Source organism: Synechococcus sp. Cruz-7E5 (assembly GCF_024345995.1).
Taxonomy (GTDB): Bacteria; Cyanobacteriota; Cyanobacteriia; order PCC-6307; family Cyanobiaceae; genus Regnicoccus_A.
The window spans coordinates 1-19,387 of sequence record NZ_JAGQCE010000008.1; the positions used below are offsets into that span (position 1 = coordinate 1).

Below are 19,387 nucleotides of genomic sequence, written 5' to 3' on the forward strand. Positions count from 1 at the left end.
TTTTCGGTACATCTGCAGCGTTCAGCAGTTGTAGCAATCGTCAATTGCCCTGTTCGAGGCCAGTTTATCGGGTCTCGATCACTGAAACAAGTTGCGCCGCAGTCGATCTGGCTTTTTCAGGAGTCCCTAAGTACCTTTACTACTCTTGCAGGATCGCCTGCTACCACAGCGTTGCTCGGTATTGGAAAGTCAACAGTGCAACCTGCTGCAACAACAGAGTTGTTGCCAATATTTGCTCCCGACAGCACTCGAGAGCCTGTTCCCAGCCAGACATTGTCGCCAATCTTGATCGTATTGCCATCCCTGCTTGTGTGATTCTTTTTCCTTGGTCTTGTTCCCACGGAATTGGCATTCCACCCGTATTGCATAGGAATCGCCACTTCACTATCGGCAATCACAACTTCGTGAGCCAAGAAGCAGTAATCACCAATTTCAACTCTCTGGTTGCTGCATATAATCACTCCAACCAGGGTGCAATAGCTACCGATAGAGATACTGGCCTTTGGCCCAAGGTCAAAGAAGGTTCCATCATACAATCCCGTATTGCTCCCAACTTGAACTCCATTGCCTGCTTGCGACATAAAGTGAAGAAATGCGTAGCTGCTGTATAGCCAGCTTGATTCTCCAATCTCAATATTTTTTGGAAGACTTTGGTTGTACCAGTCGTGCCTCAAGCTTTTGTGAATATCCATGTCGAAAAGTGGTGGGGGGTAAACGACTAAACAATACTGGCTGGATTCCCAGCTACAACGCTACTTCTTGGCACATCGCGCGTGACAACTGAGCCCGCCCTGATGCATGCGCCTGCGCCAATTCTAACTCCCTTAAGAATGATAGCCCCAATGCCAATCTCTACGTCATCGTCGATTTGTACGGGAGAGGAGATGAAGGGTGGTCTTCCTTTTGGGCTTCCACCAGGTCTGCTTGCGATGGCATCGCGCTTTCTTTGCTGTGGGTCGACAGGATGAAAGTCAGCATCAGCGATCGTCACGTGATACGAGATCTTCACACGGTTCCCGATCTGGATGTGTTCGTGGCACATGAACACAGGCCCCACCAGGATGCAATCATCTCCAATCTCCAAAAGACCCGTGGGTTCTATGTTAAACGTGGCCCAGGTGTAGGCCTTCACTCGGTCACCGATTACCAATCCCGGATTCCGCTGGCTTCTGAAGCGATCAAAACTTCCTTTTCGCTCCAGCCAGCACCCTTCGCCAATCCGTATATTCTTAGGCAAGGATAAGTAATCCCATCCTCCGGTGAGCTCTTTGAAAAAGTTGCTCTCCGAAGGCTCTTTCATTGTTGGCGTATTCACTTCGGTGGTGCAGGAGTGAGATCCAGCTTCTTCGCTGATATCTTCACCATATCACCAAGCGCTGTGGCCATGCAGCTCATCTGCGACCGGAACGCCCACAGCAAGGCAATGCCCGGGATTGCCATCAGGAGAGCTGCGATCACGCTCTTGCACGCGATCACAATCACGAACAGGACTGCCCACATCGCAAACAGTATCTGCGCAAGCCCGGACAGCCTCAGCTTCAGCTTGAGACGATGCAACCGTTCATAACCACCATGAATCTCAGTTGCCGTGTACACATAGCACCAGGCCCAGAGCCCCTGCTGCACACGGAAATCCCACCGTTCCCAGCCATTCTGGATATTTACAAAATACTTCTTTTCCTGCAGCTGGTTAATCACATCCTTGAGGATGATGTCCCTTTCGATGCCTTTGTCTGACCAGAAATTCAACCCATAGGTTCTCTGTAGTGGAAATCGTGTCCTGAGGGGTGTCGCGCTCTGACGTGACGGTGCTCCCTCCTTCCCCAGCAGCTTCCTCCTCCACTTGTACCGCTCAATGCTCCGCACCAGCGGGCCGCCCAGAATCAGGTAGCTGATCAGCAGCCGGCTACGCAGCCCCGTGAAGCGGGGATCCACGGGGGCTCGCCATGCCGAAATGAGGCTGCTCCCCAGTGTGATCAACACTGGAATGGCTCCAAGCAGCAGCCCAACGCCGGCCAGGGGCGACAGCACCAGCATCGCCAGACCGAAGACGTTCCATTCCAGGGTCTGCGGTAGGTAGGTCCACAGGCTGGCGGGACGTTGGTAAAGGCTCTGGAACGGAGCCATGCCAAACACGCCCGAATAGATGAACGGTTTCCCCGGCAGCAGCGACGTGCTCAGATCGCCGTAGATCCTCCCGAGCCAGCGTGCCTGGCCCAGCAGGTTGAACCGTTCCGGGTGCTTGTAGTACACCATCGCCTCGGCCTTGCCATAGCCCCGCTGCTGGTTGAAGTAGTCCTTCACGGTGTTGCGGCGGAAGTGCCACACCTGGGCCGAGGGGCTGAATCCGATCGAATGGCCTGCGTCCTGCAGGCGCCAGCAGATGTCCACATCGTCGCCCGCGGCTCGGTACTGGGCATCAAACCCCCCCAGATCCCGCAGCACATCCGCCTTGAAGGCCATGTTGCAGCCGGCGATGTGCTCGGCCTCCATATCGTCGATCAGCACATGGGTGGGGCCTCCGGGCGACACGGCCACGGCAGAGGGCACCAGGGAGTCTTCCGGTGGTGGCAGGTTCGGCCCCCCAACCGCCACTTCGCCAGTGATCCGGAACCCATGCACCAGATAGGTGATCCAGTCGGGGTCCACATCGCAGTCGGCATCGGTGTAGGCCACAATCTCGCCTGTGGCTGCCTCCAGGCCCACGTTGCGTGCCACGCTCAGACCCTTGTTCTCCTGGCAGATCAGGCGGATGTAGGGGTACTTCCGGCAGATGTCCAGGGTGCCGTCGTTGGAGCCGTCGTTCACCACGATCACCTCGTAGTTCGGGTAGCGAACGGTTTCCAGCGCTGCCAGGCAGGTGTCGATCGTGCGGTCGGCGTTGTAGGCGCACACCACCACCGACACCTTCGGGCATTCGGCCGGCAGCGGCGGTAGCGGCTCCTGGTAGTAGCGCTTCACCACGTCGAACGCCGGCTTCGGTTGGCGCTCGGCGCTCACCACCCCGAAGGCCCAGTCGGTGATCGCATGACCGCCGGTGAACCATTCGTCGGTCCAGGCGAACACCACCGTGCCCGCCGCTCCCATCTCGAAGCTCGTCCTGAGTTTCTGGTCGAGGATGTGGGCCTGACCCTCCACACCCTCGCGGATCGAGTCGGCTCCGAACTCGCTCAGCACCAGAGGCTTGTTGCCGGCCAGGTTCTGCAGCCGGCCCAGGTATTTCTGGAATACCTCCTGACGGTGCAGGTATACGTTGAAGCAATGGAAGTCGACGAAGTCGAGCTCGAGATACTCCGTGGAGGGGAAGTTGGCATAGCTCACCAGAGCATCAGGATCACTGCCCCGGATCAGTTCGGTGAGCTCCCGCAGAAAGTTTTGCACCTTCTCCGCACCATGCCAGCGGATGATGTCGGACGGAATCTCGTTGCCAACCATATAGCAGAACAGCGAGTTGTATCCCTTGCATTCCTCCACTACTGCCGTGACAGCTATGCGGATCTCCTTCTGAACGGCCTTCGAATCCAGGAAGGTGACGTGCTCCGCCCAGGGAATCCCAGCCATCACCAGGAGATTCCACTGCTCCGCCAGTTCCAACAGCCAGGCGGGTGGCGAGGTGTAGGTGCGAAGGCAGTTCACACCCAGCTCCCGCATCAAGGCAAAATCCCGAACAACCTGCTCCTTCTCCGGAAACTGGCGGCCGTGGGAAGCCTCTTTGAAGGGTCCGTAACTAACCCCCTTAGGATATACTTTTGCTTCCCCTCTCACGAAAAATTTTCCGGCCGTGCGGATGCCTGCGCTCATGTTGGTGGGGGAGTGAAACTGATTGCGATCTGATTGCCAGAATATACACCATTGGCCCGTTTTCGTCAGCTTTCCCTCTGACGAAGCCAGGAGAGATCGGCCTGCTCGCTCCCCCGCAGTGGTCATGGAAGAATGGACTGTCCTTGTGGTTTTCCCGGCTCCTTGTTGGTGAATCCTGACCCTGCAGAGGCACACGGTCCTCTCCTGCTCACCGGCGTCGCCGGCTTCATCGGGGCAAACGTTTGCCTGAAGCTTCTGGAACGTGGCGATTCTGTGGTCGGTCTCGACAACCTCAATCCCTATTACGACCCGGACCTCAAGCAGGCGCGGTTGGAGCGGATCAAAGCGGTTTCCAGCTCAGGTCACGGAGACTTCCGCTTCCACAGCCTCGATCTGGAGGACGGTGAGGCGATCGCCGCTCTCTTCACTTCAGAGCGCCCCCGCGCCGTGATCCACCTCGCCGCCCAGGCAGGCGTGCGCTACTCGATCGACAATCCTTCCGCCTACATCCAGAGCAACCTGGTGGGCTTTGGGAACATCCTCGAGGGCTGCCGTCACCATGGTGTGGAACACCTGGTCTATGCCTCCAGCAGCTCGGTGTATGGCGGCAACCGGCGCATGCCCTTCTCAGAGCAGCATCCGGTGAACCATCCGGTGAGCCTGTATGCCGCCACCAAGAAGGCAAATGAGTTGATGGCTCACACCTACAGCCATCTCTACGGGCTGCCGGCCACGGGGCTGCGCTTTTTCACCGTCTATGGCCCCTGGGGCCGTCCGGATATGGCGCCGATGCTGTTCGCCAAGGCGATCCTGGCGGGTGAGCCGATCCGGGTGTTTAACCACGGCCGCATGGAGCGCGACTTCACCTATATCGACGACATCGTCGAGGGGGTGATCCGCTGCCTCGACAAGCCGGCCACCCCGGATCCAGGCTTCGATCCGCTTGATCCCAACCCGGCCACGGCGGCGGCTCCCCACCGGATCTTCAACATCGGCAACAGCCAACCCACACCACTGCTGCGCTTCATTGAGGTGCTCGAAGAGGCCCTCGGCGTGAAGGCCATCCCCCAGTTCGAGCCCATGCAACCGGGGGATGTTGCCGCCACCGCCGCTGACACCTCAGCGCTCGAGGCCTGGATTGGCTTCGCTCCTCAAACTCCGCTCGAGGTGGGGATTGGCCATTTCGCCCGCTGGTATCGCGAGTATTACGGCGTCTGAGGGCACCAGCCAGGGATCTTGGCGGCCGGTCGGGCTGCCATAAAAAAGGGCCCCAGCGGGGCCCTTTTTTATGGCTGTGATGCTGAAGATTCAGGCCGAACCCAGGCCCACGTAGGAGCCATAGAAGAACAGACCCACCACGAAGATCACCGCGATGCCACCGGCGGTGGCCACGAGCCAGAGGGGGAGAACCCCTTCGGTCCAGCGGCTCTTCCAGGCCACGGCGGGCCTGCCATCAGGAAGACGGTCGGGAAGTCGACCATCAGGCAAACCGGATTTCTTGCCGCTCATGGCTGTGTCTCCCGTTCAGTTGAAAAAGTAGCTGGAGAAAAGCACTCCGGTGACGAACACAAACAGAAGCCCCAGATAGAGGCTCGTGCGGTTCAGTTCGACCGGAAGGTTGTTCGGGTTTTGATTGCGCTGCATGGCGATGTTCAGCGACGGACGAACTGCATGGCTGCCAGGGCACCCAGGAAAAAGACCGTGGGGATACCCAGCGCATGCAACGACAACCACCGAACCGTGAAGATCGGATAGTTGCGGGGCGTGGTGCTCGGTGACTGGGTCATGGCTTATTGCAAGCGCTGATCGAGCTGGCTCTTGCCTTCGTAGCGCTCACTCACCACCGGTGCCTTGGCTTCCTGGGCCTGGAAGTAGGCATCGGGGCGAGGCGTACCGAAGGCGTCGTAAGCCAGGCCGGTGGAGACGAACAGAAAGCCCGCCAGAAAAATCGCCGGCAAGGTGACGGCGTGGATCACCCAGTAACGGATGCTCGTAATAATCTCGAAGAACGGACGTTCTCCGGTGGAGCCGGCAGCCATAGCAGCGGGCAATTCAGCTAATGGATCTTAGGCCTTGGGGTGGCTTTCAGGCGAGCGGAGCCCCCTGTTGGTTACAGATGGATGCAGTCAGCCCACCCAGCGCAGCAGGTTGCCCCGCTCCCCCAGCAGGAAACCCTTGCCGTCGCCGCTGAAGACGATCCGGGTGAAGTTGGTGGGCTGGGAGCCCCCCAGGGGATCCCGCTTCCAGCTGGAGCCACCGTCCTCACTCACCAGCAGCGTGCCGCTGCCGCCGCCGGCCCAGATGGCGCCGTTGGGATCCCAGGCCATGTCGAGGTAGCCGTAGCCGTTGGTGATCGGGATCACCGCCTTGCTCCAGGCCTCCACGTCATCCCCATCGGGGTTGAAGCGCAGCTGGGCGCCGCGGGTGACCATCCAGAGCTTGCCGTCGGGCTGGAAGCCCATGCTCTGCAACCGTTGGCTGCTGATGCGCTGGTGGGGCTGCCAGGTGGCCTGGCCCGGTTCCCAGGTGGCGAAGAAGTTGCCCAGGCTGGAGACGCTCACGTAGCGGCCATCGGGGGAACGGCGCAGGTCGCGCACGGCGCCGGCGGCATCGCTCACCTCGGCCTGCCAGCTGCCGCCGCCATCAACGGTGCGGTAGATGGCGCCGACGGTGGTGGCCAGCTCGGCCTTGCCGCGGGCCAGGGCCGTGATCAGGTATGGATCGCCGGGCAGCTTGGTGTCCAGCAGCAGGCGCTCCCAGTTCTGGCCCCCATCGGTGCTGTGCAGCAGCAGGCCGGGCTGGCCGGCGATCCAGCCCTCCTGGCCGGTGAAGTCGATGCTGAGCAGGCGGAAGTTCTCGTCTTCCGGCAGGGCGAGGGCTCGGGTCTCCCAGCTGGCGCCGCCATCGTCGGTTTCGAGGATCAGGCGGTTGCTGCCCACCAGGAAGCCGTGGCGATCGTCGGTGAAGGCCACGTCGAGGGGATTGGAGCGGGTGTCGAGGGCGATGGGCTGCCAGGGGCTGCTGGCGGCCACGGGCAGGCCGGTGGTGACGCAGCCGCCGAGGCCGAAGGCCAGGCCCGCGGCCAGCACCAGGCCGAGCAGGGAAGAGAACAGGCGTTTCACGGGACTCAGCGCAGGGAATAGAGAGAGAGGAAGAAGGCGAACGCCAGCGCGAAGCCCCCGAAGATCAGCACGTTCTTCTGGCCGGGGGTGAGCTTGTTCACGCCGAGGCCGAAATTGAGGTTCTCCTCGAAGCCGCTGGGCTTGTTGCGCGGGCCGATGTCGCGGAAGGCCCCCACACGGCTGCGGCAGACCGGGCAGCGGAAGCCGATCGGATCGAGCGATGCGAAGGGGGTGCCGGGGACGATCGCCAGTTTGGCGATGCCCTCTTCCGGGTCATAGACGAAACCGCAGCTGCGGCACTCGTAGCGGTGGGTGTCGGGATCGCTTGTCTGCTCCGGAGCTCGTTCCTCGTCGCTGTCGTGCCCGTTGCCCATGGCGCTGGCCCCTCTGCCGTTGACTCGGACTCTATCCAGGCGTTCTCTGCCGACGGATGCCAGACTGCGCCCCAGGTTGGGCCCCTTCATGTTCGTGCTTCCCGGCTACGACGCCTTTCTGGGCTTTCTGCTGATCGCGGCGGCAGTGCCCGTGCTGGCTCTGGTCACCAACAAGTTGGTGGCTCCCAAATCCCGTGATGGGGAGCGCCGCCTCACCTACGAATCGGGTATGGAGCCGATCGGTGGCGCCTGGATCCAGTTCAATATTCGTTATTACATGTTCGCTCTGGTCTTCGTCATCTTCGACGTTGAGACCGTCTTCCTCTATCCCTGGGCCGTGGCGTTCCACCGCCTGGGTCTGCTGGCCTTCATCGAAGCCCTCATCTTCATCTCGATCCTCGTGGTGGCCCTCGCCTACGCCTGGCGCAAGGGTGCCCTCGAGTGGAGCTGATCCCCAGCCATCCGGAATCCCGACCAGTCGAACGATGACCATCACCCCGTCCAGCCCCGGAATCAGCGAAGCCCCCTCGATCGAGGCCCTGCGCGATCTGCGTGCCGCCACCTGCAACCCGGTGGGTGCCCCCACGGTCACCTCGGATCTCTCCGAGAACGTGATCCTCACCAGCCTCGATGACCTGCACAACTGGGCCCGACTCAGCAGCCTCTGGCCCCTGCTCTACGGCACGGCCTGTTGCTTCATCGAGTTCGCGGCCCTGATCGGTTCCCGCTTCGACTTCGACCGTTTCGGCCTGGTGCCCCGCTCCAGCCCGCGCCAGGCCGATCTGCTGATCACGGCCGGAACGGTCACGATGAAGATGGCGCCGGCTCTGGTGCGGCTCTATGAGCAGATGCCCGAGCCCAAATACGTGATCGCCATGGGGGCCTGCACGATCACCGGCGGGATGTTCTCCGCCGACTCCACCACGGCCGTGCGTGGCGTCGACAAGCTGATCCCCGTCGACCTCTACATCCCAGGCTGCCCGCCTCGGCCGGAAGCCATCTTCGATGCGGTGATCAAGCTGCGCAAGAAGGTGGGGAACGAGGCCCTCGCCGAGCGGGGCAACCTGCAACCCACCCACCGCTACCTCACGATCGAGCACGCCATGAAAGCGGTGGAGCCGATCGTGACCGGTGCCTATCTGCGGGCGGAGAGCCAGCAGGCCGCCTTCGCCGCCGGGGCCGGGCTGCCCCTTGCCACCCCAGAACCTGAAGCCCTCGCCGCCACCAGCTCCTCCAGCGATGCCTGAACCCACCACCGAGCTCAGCCCCGCCCCGATCGGCGCCGTCAGCCAGTGGCTGACGGATCAGGGCTTCGACCACCAGCCCCTGCCCGCCGATCACCTCGGTGTGGAGATCATCGGGGTGGAGCCGATCTTCCTGCCTGTGGTGGCCGCCGCCCTCAAGGCCTGGGGCTTCGATTACCTGCAGTGCCAGGGCGGCTACGACGAAGGTCCCGGCGGCCGACTGGTCAGCTTCTATCACCTGGTGAAGCTGGCGGCGGCGGTGGCCCATGGACCCTCCCCCACCAAACCCCCTGAAGAGGTGCGACTGAAGGTGTTCCTTGAGCGCGGCGGCGATCTCTCCATCCCCACCCTTTACGGCCTGTTCCGTGGCGCCGACTGGCAGGAGCGGGAAACCTTCGACATGTTCGGCATCACCTACTCAGGCCACCCCCATCCCAAGCGCCTGCTGATGCCCGAAGACTGGAAGGGTTACCCCCTGCGCAAGGACTACGTCCAGCCCGACTTCTACGAGATGCAGGACGCCTACTGAGCCCCGCATTTCTGAGCTCCGCTTACTGAGCCAGGCTGCTGAGCCAGTCGAGATCGTTCGCCGATTTCTGACCCTTGGATTTGCGGTAGAAGCGCATCACGGCATGGGCGAGGCTGCGGGAGTCGTGGCGGAGGGTGTCACTCGGGCGTGAACCCTGCAGGGCGGCGAGCGTCACGTCGTAGCCGGCACTGCGCAGCTGGCGTGCATCGCAGAGTACCGGCTCGGCGCCCCGGGCGCGGTAGTGCTCCAGCAGGGCGATGTCCTTGAGCGGCTCCTGTGCGAGCACTGCCGGGAACAGGCGCTGGTTCACCCCGAGGCTGGCCAGCTGGGCCTCGATCGCCCGCAGGTGTCCGGCCACATCCAGCCGATCGGTTTCACCGGGCTGGGTCATCAGGTTGCAGATGTAGAGCTTCGGCGCCTTGCAGCGGCTGATCGCCTCCACCAGCTCCGGCACCAGCAGGTTGGGCAGCAGGGAGGTGTAGAGACTGCCGGGGCCGAGGATGATCAGCTCGGCGTGGGCGATGGCCTCGATCGCCCGGGGCAGGGCCGGCGGCCGCTCGGGGATGCAGCCGAGGCGCACGATCGGACTGGTGGAGTGGCCGATCTTCGATTCGCCCTCGATGCGCTCACCGTTCTCAAGTTCCGCCCAGAGGCGCACGTCGGCATTGGTGGCCGGCACCACCTGGCCCTGCACGGCCAGCACCCGGCTGCTGGCCGTGATCGCCGACTCCAGGCTGCCGGTGATGGCCGTGAGCGCCGAGATAAAGAGATTGCCGAAGCTGTGGCCCTCCAGGCCATTGCCTGCCTTGAAGCGGTACTGGAACAGGCGGGTGAGCAGCGGTTCCTCCCTGGCCAGGGCCGCCAGGCAGTTGCGGATGTCGCCTGGCGGCTGCACCCCGAGCTCGCGGCGGAGCACCCCGCTGCTGCCGCCGTCGTCGGCGACGGTGACGATGGCGGTGATGTTGCTGCTGTAGCGCTTGAGGCCGCTCAGCAGGGTGGAGAGGCCAGTGCCACCGCCGATCGCCACGATGTTCGGGCCGCGATTCAGGCGCCGCTGGGCCAGCAGGGCATCCACCAGCATCGTGTCCTTCTCGGGTGCCAGGGCCTGCTGGATCGAGCCGAAGCTGCGGCTCTGGCCCCAGATCACCAGGGCCGCCCCGGCGATCAGCACCAGCGGACCGGTGAAGCCCCGCGGCAGCACCCGCGCCACGTTGGTGATCAGCCAGGTGAGCGACTCCAGCATCCAGTAGATGGGCTTGAGATCGGCCAGGATGGCGGCACCCAGCAGCGCCAGCACCAGCCCGAGGCCAGATGTGAGTACCCAGCGCTTCACCACCAGCCCTGGTTGCAGCCAGCGCACCGCCCGCTTCGAGCGGCTCACCAGGTCCTGTTGGCGCGGGTCGCCGCGTCCCATCCAGGCCGGACGGCGGACCTGCCGGCGCGGGCGGCGGCTGGGCTGTGAGGGGCGCTGGGAGGTCAAGCCGTTGGGGCGTTACGCCACAGCACGGAGCACCAAGAACTGTACGGATGAAACGCCGGGATGACCGAGGCCGCCCCAGATGTCCCTGACGGGCCCGTGCTCGAGCTCGATGGTGTGGGCATGCGCTGGGGCAGCAACACGGTGCTCGAAGACTTCAACCTCAGCCTGGGTCGCGGCGAGCGGTTGGCGGTGGTGGGACCCTCCGGCACAGGCAAATCGACGGTGCTGCGCATCCTGGCCGGGCTGCTGCTGCCCACGGCGGGGGAGCTGCGGTTGCATGGCGTCCCCCAGCACTACCTGCGGCTGGACCAGCGCCATCCGCCGGATGTGCGGCTGGTCTTTCAGAACCCGGCCCTGCTGGGTTCCCTCACTGTGCGCGAGAACGTGGGCTTCCTGCTCTACCGCCACAGCAGGCTGAGGGAGGCTGAGATCCGCGAGCGGGTCAACCGGGCTCTGGAGGCCGTGGGGCTCTCGGGCATCGAGGAGCGCCTGCCCGGCGAACTCAGCGGCGGCATGCAGAAACGGGTGAGCTTCGCCCGCGCCCTGATCGAAGACCCCAGCCAACCGGTGGGGCAGCATCCGATCCTTCTGTTCGATGAACCGACTGCGGGGCTCGACCCGGTGGCCTGCACCCGCATCGAGGATCTGATAGTTACCACAACCAAGGTGGCGGCGGGCTGCTCGGTGGTGGTCAGCCACGTGATGAGCACGATCGTGCGCTCGGCTGAGCAGGTGGCGATGCTCTACCAGGGCCATCTGCAGTGGCTGGGTTCCGTGCAGGACTTCGGCTGCACCGACAACCCTTATGTGGTCCAGTTCCGAACCGGTAGCCTGAGCGGACCGATGCAACCGGCGGAGATCTAGAGCCCCATGCGTCGCAGTGTGCGAGAGGCCATTGTCGGATTTTCGCTGCTGGCGGCCGTCGTGGGGGGAGCCGGTTTCTGGATGTGGCTCCGGGGGATCTCCCTCAGCCAGAACAACTGGATCCTGAAGGTGAGCTTCGAGGATGCCGCCGGCCTGGCGGACCGCTCGGCGGTGATCTTCCGCGGTGTGCAGGTGGGCAGCGTGCGCAAGATCAGGACCACCTCCTCGGCGGTGCTGGCCGAACTGGAGATCAGCGATCCCACCCTGCAGCTGGCGCGCCCCACCCGGGCCCAGGTGCAGACAGGCACCCTGCTCGGCGGTGATGCCCAGGTGGCCCTGATCAGCACCGGCAACCCCCTGCCGGAGAGTGCCCCCCTGCCCCGGTCCAAGGATTGCGACAACACGGTGATGGTCTGTGCCGGCAGCGAGCTCAAGGGCGTCACGGCCGCCAGCCTCAACAGCGTGACCGAGCTGATGCAGAGCCTGCTGGCCCAGGTGGATGAGAAGCAGATCGTGGCTGAGATGGCGCGCACCACCCGCAGCTTCGATGCCACCTCCAAAGAGGCCACCCAGTTCCTGCAGCGGGCTCAGGTTCTGGTGGCTGATCTGAAGCGCTCGGTGGGCAAGGCCGATCCGATCCTGGCCAATCTCAACACCGCCACCGCCGAAGCAGTGGCGGCTAGCCGCCATGTGCGCAACGTCACGGCCGCGCTCGACAACCCCAAGACCCTGGCCCAGCTCAAGACCACCGTCGGCAATGCGGAGCGGCTCACGGCCCGCATCGATGCCGTCGGTGGTGACGTGAACAAGCTCACCAGCGACGCCGAGTTCATGGACGGTGTGCGCAGTGTGGCGATCGGCCTGGGCCAGCTCTTCGATGAGCTCTATCCCGCCCAGACCAAGGCGGCGCCTAAGCCCCGTTGAGGGCGTCCAAGGCGATGGCTGCGATCGCCTGATCACTGGCCTTGGGCAGTTGCACGTACTTTCCTCCGGCGGCATGGGCCAGGTCCTTGCCCATGCCGCTGCCGATGAACTTGCGTTCGGTGTCGATCACCAGCAGCTTGATCCCCAGGGCCCGGTAACGGCCGGCCACCTGGATCACCTCCTCCTTGAGGTCGACGGGTTCGTCCCCCTCAAGCTGCGGCTGGCCCAGGGAGCGGCTGAGGGGCACGTTGCCGCGGCCATCGGTGATCGCCACCACCACCACCTGGCCGAGATCGCCGGTAGCCAGGGCGTTGGCGGCCACCCGGGCCGCCTGGGACAGGCCGTGGGCCAGGGGTGAGCCACCGCCGCAGGGCATCTGCTCCAGCCGCCGGCGGGCGGCTGTGATCGAGCGGGTGGGGGGCAGCAGCACCTCGGCCTGTTCGCCGCGGAAGGGGATCAAAGCGACTTCGTCGCGGTTCTCGTAGGCCTCCGTGAGCAGGCGGATCACGGCCCCCTTGGCGCTCTGCATGCGGTTGAGGGCCATCGAGCCGCTGGCGTCCACCAGGAAGATCACCAGGGAGCCGGCCTTGCGCTGCAGCTGCTTGGCCCGCAGGTCGCCCTCCTCCACGATCACGGTGCGGTGGGGTTCGCGTGCGCGGCGGGCTTTCTGGTACGGGGCCGCGGCCCGCAGGGTGGCATCCACGGCGATGCGGCGCACGGGACCGCGGGGGAGCATGGGCTTCACGTAGCGGCCGCGGGAATCGGAGAGCACCACCGAGCGCTTGCCGCTGCCACCGCTGCGCGACTTGGCCGCGGCAAACAGGAGCAGATCGGGATCGATGGCGATCGCCTCTGGATCAAGCAGGAACTCCTCGGGCACCTGGGGTGGTGCCTGGTCCTCGGGGCTGTCGTCGTCTTCGTCGGTGTCTTCGTCGGTGTCTTCGTCGCTGTCGTCGGCGTCGTCCGGGGTTTCGTCCTCGCTGTCCTGCTCGGGCGGCTGCTCCCCCTGGGGCGGCGGCGGCGGCGGTGGTGGTTCCAGCGGCTGCTCGGGATCAGGCGGCGGCATCTGCAGCGCCCGCGGAGCGATCACCAGCCGCACGGCCACCTGCAGGTCGTCGGCGTCCACCGCATCGCGGCCGCTCAGGGCCGCATGGGCCCGTGCCACCCGCACGGCGTAGAGCTCGGAGCGGTGCCCCTCCACGCCGCCGCGCAGGGCCTCGTTGACCAGGTAGGCGATCTGCTCGCGCGCGATCGTCACATCGGGCAGCCACTGGCGCGCCAGCAGCAGCTGGGTGGCCAGGGCGTCGGTGTCCTCCTGCCAGCGGGCGCGGAAGGCTTCGCTGGAGCTGCCGTGATCGATGGCGGAGCTGGTGATCTCCACCCGCTGCTCGATCTCCAGCAGCTGGTTGGCCGAGAGGGCGATGGCGAAGCGGTCGAGCAGGTGGTCGCGTACCGCCCCCTCCTCCGGGTTGTAGGTGGCGATCAGCAGGGTGCGGCAGGGATGGGAGAGGCTGAGCCCCTCGCGCTCGATCCGGTTCTCGCCGCTGCCCACCGCCGCCAGCAGCAGGTTGGTGATGGTGTCGTCGAGCAGGTTGAGCTCATCGACGTAGAGCACGCCCCGGTGGGCTTCCGCCAGCAGACCGGGCTGGAACACCGGCGCCCCGGCTGCCAGGGAGGCGGCCACATCCACCGAGCCCACCAACCGGTCTTCGGTGACGCCGAGGGGTACCTGGATGAACGGGGCCGGGATCACCGTGGTAGGCAGCAGCGCCGTGGGGTCGGCGCCGGTGGGATCACCGCCCAGCTGGGTGATGCGGCTGTGGATGGTGGCGTCCCAGTCGTCGGGCCGCTGGGGGTCCACGTTGAGCCGGCGGCAGGCATCACCGAGTGCCAGCACATCGATCGGCGGCAGCAGGGCATGCAGGCCTCGCGCCAGCACCGATTTGCCGGTGCCCCGGCCGCCGGCGATCACCACCCCGCCCAGACCAGGATCCACAGCCGCCAGCAGCAGGGCCAGCTTGAGGGTGCCATGACCGGTGATGGCCGCCAGAGGGAAGGAACTGGTGCCTGCCGCTCTGGCACCCGCTGGGGAGGCTGCAGACCCGCTGACGGCCATGGGGGGCGGATGCCTCGAGTGATAGGGGGCCAGTCTGGCCGATGGGTGGCCTGGCCCTAGAAGCGCGACATCGCCTTGATCTTGGCGAGCTTGTCGGCGTCGAGGCCGTCGAGTTCCTCAAGCTCCAGCAGGTTTTCCTTCACCAGGCTGGCGAAGGTGAACAGAATTCCATCGAGGCGAAAATCGAATCGCCCTTCCATCACGTGGCGCTGGGTGCTGAGGTAGTCGTGCAGGCGCCAGAGGCCCTGGACCGTGTGGATTGAATTGGCCTCAAAGCGCAAGGTACTGATCACCGTCTCTACGGCACGGCTGTAGGCGTGACTGAAGGCCTCTTGCGCGATGGCCTGCTCGTTGTCGCTCCAGGTGATCGGTGCTGACTCAACCATGATGTCTTCCTTGATACAAGACTTTATCGCGGCAGGGCCAGTGGCGCGAGCCGCAACGATTGCGTGTGACTGGGTGGGCGGAACCGTCGCATCCCCGGCAGCTGGAACCAGGCCCTGGAAGGGAACTCGTGGTGTTCCCAGTGATAGCCGAAGTGGAAACAGGCGAGCAGGGAGAGCCATACCGGCAGGTCAAGGCTGCGGGCCTGGTGGAGATGGCTCTCCCCCTCTGACTGGCGGTGGGGGAGGTACGTCCCGAAGATGAACAACTGCAGCGAGCTGATCAGCAGGGGAAGGGTGCAGATCAGCAGCACCGACAGCGGAGCAATGCTGCCGGAGGGTGCGGCCACCAGGATGAGCACGGCCCAACCCCCCAGCAGGCGCAACATCTGGCCGGCGGAGAGATAACTGGCCATGAAGTGGAGATACCAGCGCAGCACACCACAGCCTTGGTATGGCTGGTGGTCGGGATCGCTGGCGGTTCCCGGAGCCAGGTGGTGGCGCAGGTGGTTGGCGCGGCAGGAGTCGTAGGGCAGGCCGGCGTAGAGCCCAAGGGCCCATTGCCCGAGCCGGTGGTTGAGCCTGGGTCGGCCTGGGATCAGCAGGCCGTGCATGGCGTCGTGTCCGACGATGAACAGGCCGGTGTGAAGCACCGAGCGGATGCCGATGGCGAGCAGCAGCAGAGGCAGGGGCCAATGGCCGGGGTCAGCTGGCAGCAGCACCACCAGGCTGAGGATCCAGGCCAGCAGGATCAGAACCGCCAACAGCAGGCCCTTGCCAGTGGCAGGGGCCGGGGCTGTAGCGAGGCTCATCAAGGGGCGAACTTGAGCAGCTCGGCGGGGGAGGCCAGCAGATCGATGGCCACGAAGTAGATCTTGCCGTCGGGATTGAGCAGGAAGCGCCAGGCCACATTCATGCCAACGCCGGCTCCGAACCAGGGGGTCTGCACCTTGCCGGTGACCTTGATCTGGGTGAACTCGCCGTCGGCGGGTTCAGCAATGCCGGATTCGGGCAGAAGCTTCAGGTTCTGGCAGTCTTCGCGGAAAAAGCGCAGGATGGCTTCCTTGCCCACGATCGGCTTCTGGAAAGGAGGCTGCAGCGCCCCATCCGGCAGGAACAGCTCAATCAGGTTGTCGAAATCGTTGGCGTTGAGCTGATCCATGTAGGCGCTCACCGTGGCGTTGTCGATGCCGGCGATCGTTACCTTCTGACGCTGCGACTCAGGGGTGGGAGCGACCACGGGCTCCATGACGCGCTGGGCTTCGCCCTTGGCGGGGTCGTAGCCCATGTCGACGACGAAGTTACGCAGCAGGGTGATCTGCTGGCCCTGCTCGACGTTCCTGAGGGAGCTGAGCACGGAGGCGGCGTTGGCGGAGAGCTGGTAGCCCTGGGGAATCGGAGCCACGATGCCGGCGGCCATCCACTCGCCGAGCTGATACCAGAAACCGAGCTTGATGTTCACCGACCAGCCGGAGTAGGTGCGGCAGATGGGGGTGTCGGTGCTGTTGGCCAGATCGCACATCACCTGGCTCTGCTGGGCAAAACTCATGGCTTTGAGCTGGCTCAGCACGCCTTCGGCGAACTGCATGCGCGCAGCGCCGGGGGCGGCGATGGTGATGGTTTTCCCCATCTCGAGGTAGGCGTACCAGATCAGTGCCAGCTGGTCTTCGGCGCTGAGCAGCTTGTAGCGGGCCGTGATGGCGGGAACGACATCGGCTGAAAGCGTGTCGGGGAAGATCTGGGTGGCTTTCTCGAGCGTGAACATATGCTTTGAGTCCCTTTTGTTAAGGAGATTTGCAGATTCTAGCCGACGGGCCCGGAAGCTGGTAGTAAACTCGCTTGGCGCCAGGTCGCCTCTGGCGGGTCGGGCGCTTGGTCAGGGCTTGTGGGCCAGGGGCCTGCATACCGATTTTCGGATCTGCGCGAGGCTGGAGAGATGCTGCGCTTTGTTCTTAACGTCCTCTGGTTCGTGCTCGGGGGCTTCGTGATGGGCCTGGGCTGGTGACTGGCGGGCCTGGTGGCTGCCATCACGATCATTGGTCTGCCCTGGGCGCGGGCTTGCTTCGTGATCGGCAACTTCTCCTTCTGGCCGTTCGGGCAGGAGGCGATCAGCCGCCGTGAGCTCACCGGCCGCAACGATTTCGGCACCGGCCCCCTGGGGCTGGTGGGCAACGTGATCTGGTTCCTGCTGGCGGGCTGGTGGCTGGCGATCGGCCACCTCAGCTCGGCCCTGGCCTGCTTCGTGACGATCATCGGCATCCCATTCGGGATCCAGCACGTCAAGCTGGCGCTCATCGCCCTGGCGCCGATCGGTCTGCAGGTGGTTCCCACGGGAACCAGGCCCCGGCTTCTGGAGTGAAACGGCAGCGCAGCAGCGCCAGGGCCTCATCGGGCAATCCCAGGAAACGGTCGAGCCAGGCTTCACCGGTGGGCTCGATCGTGGCCACCCCGACCAGCAAGGCCGTGCCATCAGCGGCAAGGGGTTGGCCGCAGCAGTGATGCCGCTGGCTTCTGATCTCGCCCGTGAACAGCTCCGTGGCCACCAGCAGGGGAGGTGCGCTGTAGAGCGAGCCCGCACGACAGTGGAAGCGCGCCCTGAAATTCAGGGCCAGACAGCCGCTGGCGGGATCGAGAACACCCTCCAGCTGCTCCGGCTCGATGTCGATGCTCAGCCCCGGCGGCAGGGGCAACCCCAGAACCCGGGTGCTGCGCCAGTCGAGCGGCGGAATGGACAGTCCCTCCGGCTGGAAACGAAGCGGCCAGCTTCCGTCTCCGGACGGTTGCCCCAGCTGGGCACTGCCGCGACCGCCGCGGGCGTCGTAGCGGAAATGCGGGTAGCCGGCGATGGCCAGGCCGCAGCCCGCCAGGGTGCTCAGCTCCAGCGCGGAGGCCTGCGGAAGGCTCATCTTTGGTCTTGAGTCATCTCTGGACCTGAGTCATGACTGGCGCAGGGCTTCCAGCTCGCCGCGGCCATGGCGCTGGGCCAGCTCGTCGTAGCCGCCGATCAGCTCCCCATCGAAGAAGACCTGGGGCACTGGCCCATCGGCGCTGGGCTCGATCAGCCGGTGGGGAATGCCGAGGGTGCGCAGCATGCGCAGGGCGCGCCTGGAGAAAGGGCAACCGGAGCGCACGGCGATCGTCACCCGGGGCTCAAGGGGCTCAAGGGGTTCGTTGGCGCTGGCTTCGGCTCCTGACGCCTCAGTCCCGGCTGCAGCAGTCGACTCGAGCAGGCCCACCAGCAGATCGGCGCCCTTGAGCACCCGGGAGCCCGGCTCCAGGTGGCCACCCCAGACCCGGCACTCCCCATCGGAGAGGCTCAGGTGCAGGTGCACCCCCTCGGGGGAGAGGGTGCCCTGCAGGGTGATGATTTCGAGCTCCCCGCGCAGCACGGTGGGGGCGATCTTGCCGGGGCACTGGAAGGCGGCCTGGGCCAGGTTGCCCACCACGCCGAGCACGAAGCCCGAGGCGTTCTGCTCTTGCGCCAGCTGCTCCAGCGACCGGCGCAGGTCGCTGCCGGGCTCGAGGTGGAGCGGCACGGAACGCATGGCAGGCATAACCAGGGGGGCGCCGCAAGGTTAGGAGGGTGGCTGCGACTCAGTCCCGGGGCCAGGCGGGGCGGCGAGGATCGGTAGCCGGGGGTGCCGTAGCTCCAGTCCCAGTTCCCGCAGGCGGCGGTTTGAGATCCGTCGGACGGTGGCGGGACCAGCTCCCTCGGCAGGGCTGGTGATGTCGCCGTCCCAGATCACCGGCTCGAGGCCGGCGGCGCGGCAGCTGCGGTCGACCAGCTCGCGCACGCTGACCGGTTCGTCGTCCACCAGGTTGAGGAGTCCATCGAAGCCCTGCTCCACCGCCCAGGCCAGGGCCGCCACCACATCGTCGCGGTGGATCCAGCTGATCAGGGACGACCCATCCCCTTCGCGGCGGCTGCCCGCCAGGGAGCGGAAGCGGGGCTCCAGCTCGCGCCCGGGGCCGTAGATCGCCCCCAGCCGCAGGATCGCGACGCGGCGGTGGGGGCCGCGGCAGCCGAGCAGCAGTTCTTCGGCGTCGCGCAGGATCCGGGCGTGGGGCTCAAGGGGCTGCGGGGGCGTGGTTTCCTCCACCAGGCCCGTGGCCTCGCCATAGACAGAGCAGCTGCTGGTGTACAGGAGCTGGTGGAGCCCTGGCAGCTGGGGCACCACGGCCGCCACGGCCTCCATGCTGCGCAGGTAGGTGGCCTCGTAGCCGTCGGCATCCACCTGGCGGCTGCCTCCGGGCGCCAGGCAGAACACGGCCGCATCGATGGTCTCGAGGGCCTGCCGCAGCTGATCGGGGTCGGCGGCATCCAGCAGTTGCACGTCATCGGCCAGGGGAGCCAGCTCCGCCAGCCGCTCGGTGCGGGTGGTGGTGACCCGCAGCCAGTGCCGCGCCTGCTGCTGCCAGTGGTCCGCCAGGGCGGAGCCCACATAGCCGCAGCCAACGATCGCGATCCGCATCAAGACTGGCCTGGCTGGCGAGAAGCTAGGGCGCTGCCGCCACACTGACGTCACCACACTGACGCCAGCACCACCGCT

General features: G+C 64.9%; 23 protein-coding genes and 1 pseudogene. 7 read left to right on the forward strand and 17 right to left on the reverse strand.

Annotated features, from left to right (window positions below):
- Positions 1-116: 116 nt before the first annotated feature.
- Genes KBY77_RS10000 through KBY77_RS10010 form a run of 3 tightly spaced genes read right to left on the reverse strand, consistent with a single transcriptional unit; the run spans position 117 to position 3,927 of the window.
- Positions 117-692: a DapH/DapD/GlmU-related protein gene (locus tag KBY77_RS10000; protein WP_255103870.1), complete on the reverse strand. Its 576-nt coding sequence runs from the start codon at positions 690-692 to the stop codon at positions 117-119.
- Positions 693-718: 26 nt separating this feature from the next.
- Positions 719-1,300: an acyltransferase gene (locus KBY77_RS16620; RefSeq protein ID WP_315856585.1), complete on the reverse strand. Its 582-nt coding sequence runs from the start codon at positions 1,298-1,300 to the stop codon at positions 719-721.
- A gap of 11 nt (positions 1,301-1,311) precedes the next feature.
- The gene (locus KBY77_RS10010) at positions 1,312-3,927 is read right to left on the reverse strand and encodes a glycosyltransferase (protein ID WP_315856586.1); all 2,616 of its coding nucleotides are present in this window, start codon (positions 3,925-3,927) and stop codon (positions 1,312-1,314) included.
- Between the two features lie 6 nt (positions 3,928-3,933).
- Between KBY77_RS10010 and KBY77_RS10015 the strand changes: the two genes are divergently transcribed.
- Positions 3,934-5,019, forward strand: coding sequence for an NAD-dependent epimerase (locus KBY77_RS10015; RefSeq protein WP_399212642.1), 1,086 nt, complete (start codon positions 3,934-3,936; stop codon positions 5,017-5,019).
- Positions 5,020-5,109: 90 nt separating this feature from the next.
- Here the strand turns inward: KBY77_RS10015 and KBY77_RS10020 are convergent, their stop codons facing one another.
- From KBY77_RS10020 to KBY77_RS10045, 6 genes are all read right to left on the reverse strand, one after another.
- Positions 5,110-5,310 (reverse strand): photosystem II reaction center protein J, encoded by a 201-nt coding sequence (locus KBY77_RS10020; RefSeq protein WP_094556241.1) that lies wholly within the window; start codon positions 5,308-5,310, stop codon positions 5,110-5,112.
- Between the two features lie 15 nt (positions 5,311-5,325).
- Positions 5,326-5,445: a photosystem II reaction center protein L gene (locus KBY77_RS10025; protein ID WP_255103874.1), complete on the reverse strand. Its 120-nt coding sequence runs from the start codon at positions 5,443-5,445 to the stop codon at positions 5,326-5,328.
- An 8-nt stretch (positions 5,446-5,453) separates the two neighbouring features.
- Positions 5,454-5,588: a cytochrome b559 subunit beta gene (psbF, locus tag KBY77_RS10030; protein WP_006173009.1), complete on the reverse strand. Its 135-nt coding sequence runs from the start codon at positions 5,586-5,588 to the stop codon at positions 5,454-5,456.
- Positions 5,589-5,591: 3 nt separating this feature from the next.
- The gene (gene psbE, locus KBY77_RS10035) at positions 5,592-5,840 is read right to left on the reverse strand and encodes a cytochrome b559 subunit alpha (protein WP_255103876.1); all 249 of its coding nucleotides are present in this window, start codon (positions 5,838-5,840) and stop codon (positions 5,592-5,594) included.
- Positions 5,841-5,927: 87 nt separating this feature from the next.
- Entirely contained in the window at positions 5,928-6,923 is a 996-nt protein-coding gene (locus tag KBY77_RS10040) for a photosynthesis system II assembly factor Ycf48 (RefSeq protein ID WP_255103878.1), read from the reverse strand.
- Positions 6,924-6,928: 5 nt separating this feature from the next.
- Positions 6,929-7,297 carry a rubredoxin gene (locus tag KBY77_RS10045; protein ID WP_255103881.1) on the reverse strand — a complete coding sequence of 123 codons (369 nt, stop codon included), beginning with the start codon at positions 7,295-7,297 and terminating at the stop codon, positions 6,929-6,931.
- 88 nt (positions 7,298-7,385) lie between these two features.
- On the opposite strand from KBY77_RS10045, the gene KBY77_RS10050 reads away from it, so the two are divergent.
- The 3 genes from KBY77_RS10050 to KBY77_RS10060 all read left to right on the forward strand — a co-directional run bounded on the left by KBY77_RS10050 (position 7,386) and on the right by KBY77_RS10060 (position 9,070).
- Complete coding sequence (locus KBY77_RS10050) at positions 7,386-7,748, forward strand: NAD(P)H-quinone oxidoreductase subunit 3 (RefSeq protein ID WP_094556246.1); 363 nt, start codon at positions 7,386-7,388, stop codon at positions 7,746-7,748.
- Positions 7,749-7,809: 61 nt separating this feature from the next.
- Positions 7,810-8,544, forward strand: a complete 735-nt coding sequence (locus KBY77_RS10055; protein WP_255104189.1) for an NADH dehydrogenase subunit K — start codon at positions 7,810-7,812, stop codon at positions 8,542-8,544.
- Positions 8,537-9,070, forward strand: coding sequence for an NAD(P)H-quinone oxidoreductase subunit J (locus KBY77_RS10060; RefSeq protein ID WP_255103884.1), 534 nt, complete (start codon positions 8,537-8,539; stop codon positions 9,068-9,070). Before KBY77_RS10055 ends, KBY77_RS10060 begins: the two co-directional genes overlap by 8 nt.
- 22 nt (positions 9,071-9,092) lie before the next feature.
- Here the strand turns inward: KBY77_RS10060 and yvcK are convergent, their stop codons facing one another.
- The gene (gene yvcK, locus KBY77_RS10065) at positions 9,093-10,550 is read right to left on the reverse strand and encodes a gluconeogenesis factor YvcK family protein (RefSeq protein ID WP_255103886.1); all 1,458 of its coding nucleotides are present in this window, start codon (positions 10,548-10,550) and stop codon (positions 9,093-9,095) included.
- Positions 10,551-10,610: 60 nt separating this feature from the next.
- Between yvcK and KBY77_RS10070 the strand changes: the two genes are divergently transcribed.
- Together KBY77_RS10070 and KBY77_RS10075 are read left to right on the forward strand one after the other, a co-directional pair.
- Positions 10,611-11,414, forward strand: a complete 804-nt coding sequence (locus KBY77_RS10070; protein ID WP_255103888.1) for an ABC transporter ATP-binding protein — start codon at positions 10,611-10,613, stop codon at positions 11,412-11,414.
- A 6-nt stretch (positions 11,415-11,420) separates the two neighbouring features.
- The gene (locus KBY77_RS10075; RefSeq protein WP_255103890.1) at positions 11,421-12,338 is read left to right on the forward strand and encodes an MlaD family protein; all 918 of its coding nucleotides are present in this window, start codon (positions 11,421-11,423) and stop codon (positions 12,336-12,338) included.
- Here KBY77_RS10075 and bchD read toward each other — a convergent pair.
- From bchD to KBY77_RS10095, 4 genes are read right to left on the reverse strand one after another with little or no spacing between them, the layout of a single operon-like run.
- The gene (gene bchD / locus KBY77_RS10080) at positions 12,325-14,454 is read right to left on the reverse strand and encodes a magnesium chelatase ATPase subunit D (protein ID WP_255103892.1); all 2,130 of its coding nucleotides are present in this window, start codon (positions 14,452-14,454) and stop codon (positions 12,325-12,327) included. The two genes, KBY77_RS10075 and bchD, sit on opposite strands and share 14 nt — an antisense overlap.
- Before the next feature lie 56 nt (positions 14,455-14,510).
- On the reverse strand, positions 14,511-14,840 hold the full coding sequence (locus KBY77_RS10085; protein ID WP_255103895.1) for a hypothetical protein: 330 nt from the start codon (positions 14,838-14,840) through the stop codon (positions 14,511-14,513).
- A gap of 23 nt (positions 14,841-14,863) precedes the next feature.
- Positions 14,864-15,649, reverse strand: a complete 786-nt coding sequence (locus tag KBY77_RS10090; protein ID WP_255103897.1) for a fatty acid desaturase — start codon at positions 15,647-15,649, stop codon at positions 14,864-14,866.
- Positions 15,649-16,602 carry an orange carotenoid-binding protein gene (locus tag KBY77_RS10095; protein ID WP_255103900.1) on the reverse strand — a complete coding sequence of 318 codons (954 nt, stop codon included), beginning with the start codon at positions 16,600-16,602 and terminating at the stop codon, positions 15,649-15,651. Before KBY77_RS10095 ends, KBY77_RS10090 begins: the two co-directional genes overlap by 1 nt.
- Positions 16,603-16,773: 171 nt before the next feature.
- On the opposite strand from KBY77_RS10095, the pseudogene KBY77_RS10100 reads away from it, so the two are divergent.
- Positions 16,774-17,196, forward strand: a pseudogene (locus KBY77_RS10100) (YccF domain-containing protein).
- Here the strand turns inward: KBY77_RS10100 and KBY77_RS10105 are convergent.
- The 3 genes from KBY77_RS10105 to KBY77_RS10115 are packed head-to-tail and all read right to left on the reverse strand — an operon-like array spanning position 17,129 to position 19,309.
- Positions 17,129-17,743, reverse strand: a complete 615-nt coding sequence (locus tag KBY77_RS10105; protein WP_255103903.1) for a hypothetical protein — start codon at positions 17,741-17,743, stop codon at positions 17,129-17,131. The pseudogene KBY77_RS10100 and the gene KBY77_RS10105 sit on opposite strands and share 68 nt — an antisense overlap.
- Before the next feature lie 30 nt (positions 17,744-17,773).
- The gene (locus tag KBY77_RS10110; RefSeq protein WP_255103905.1) at positions 17,774-18,382 is read right to left on the reverse strand and encodes a PCC domain-containing protein; all 609 of its coding nucleotides are present in this window, start codon (positions 18,380-18,382) and stop codon (positions 17,774-17,776) included.
- A 30-nt stretch (positions 18,383-18,412) separates the two neighbouring features.
- Positions 18,413-19,309 (reverse strand): NAD-dependent epimerase/dehydratase family protein, encoded by an 897-nt coding sequence (locus tag KBY77_RS10115; protein ID WP_255103908.1) that lies wholly within the window; start codon positions 19,307-19,309, stop codon positions 18,413-18,415.
- Positions 19,310-19,387 lie beyond the last annotated feature (78 nt).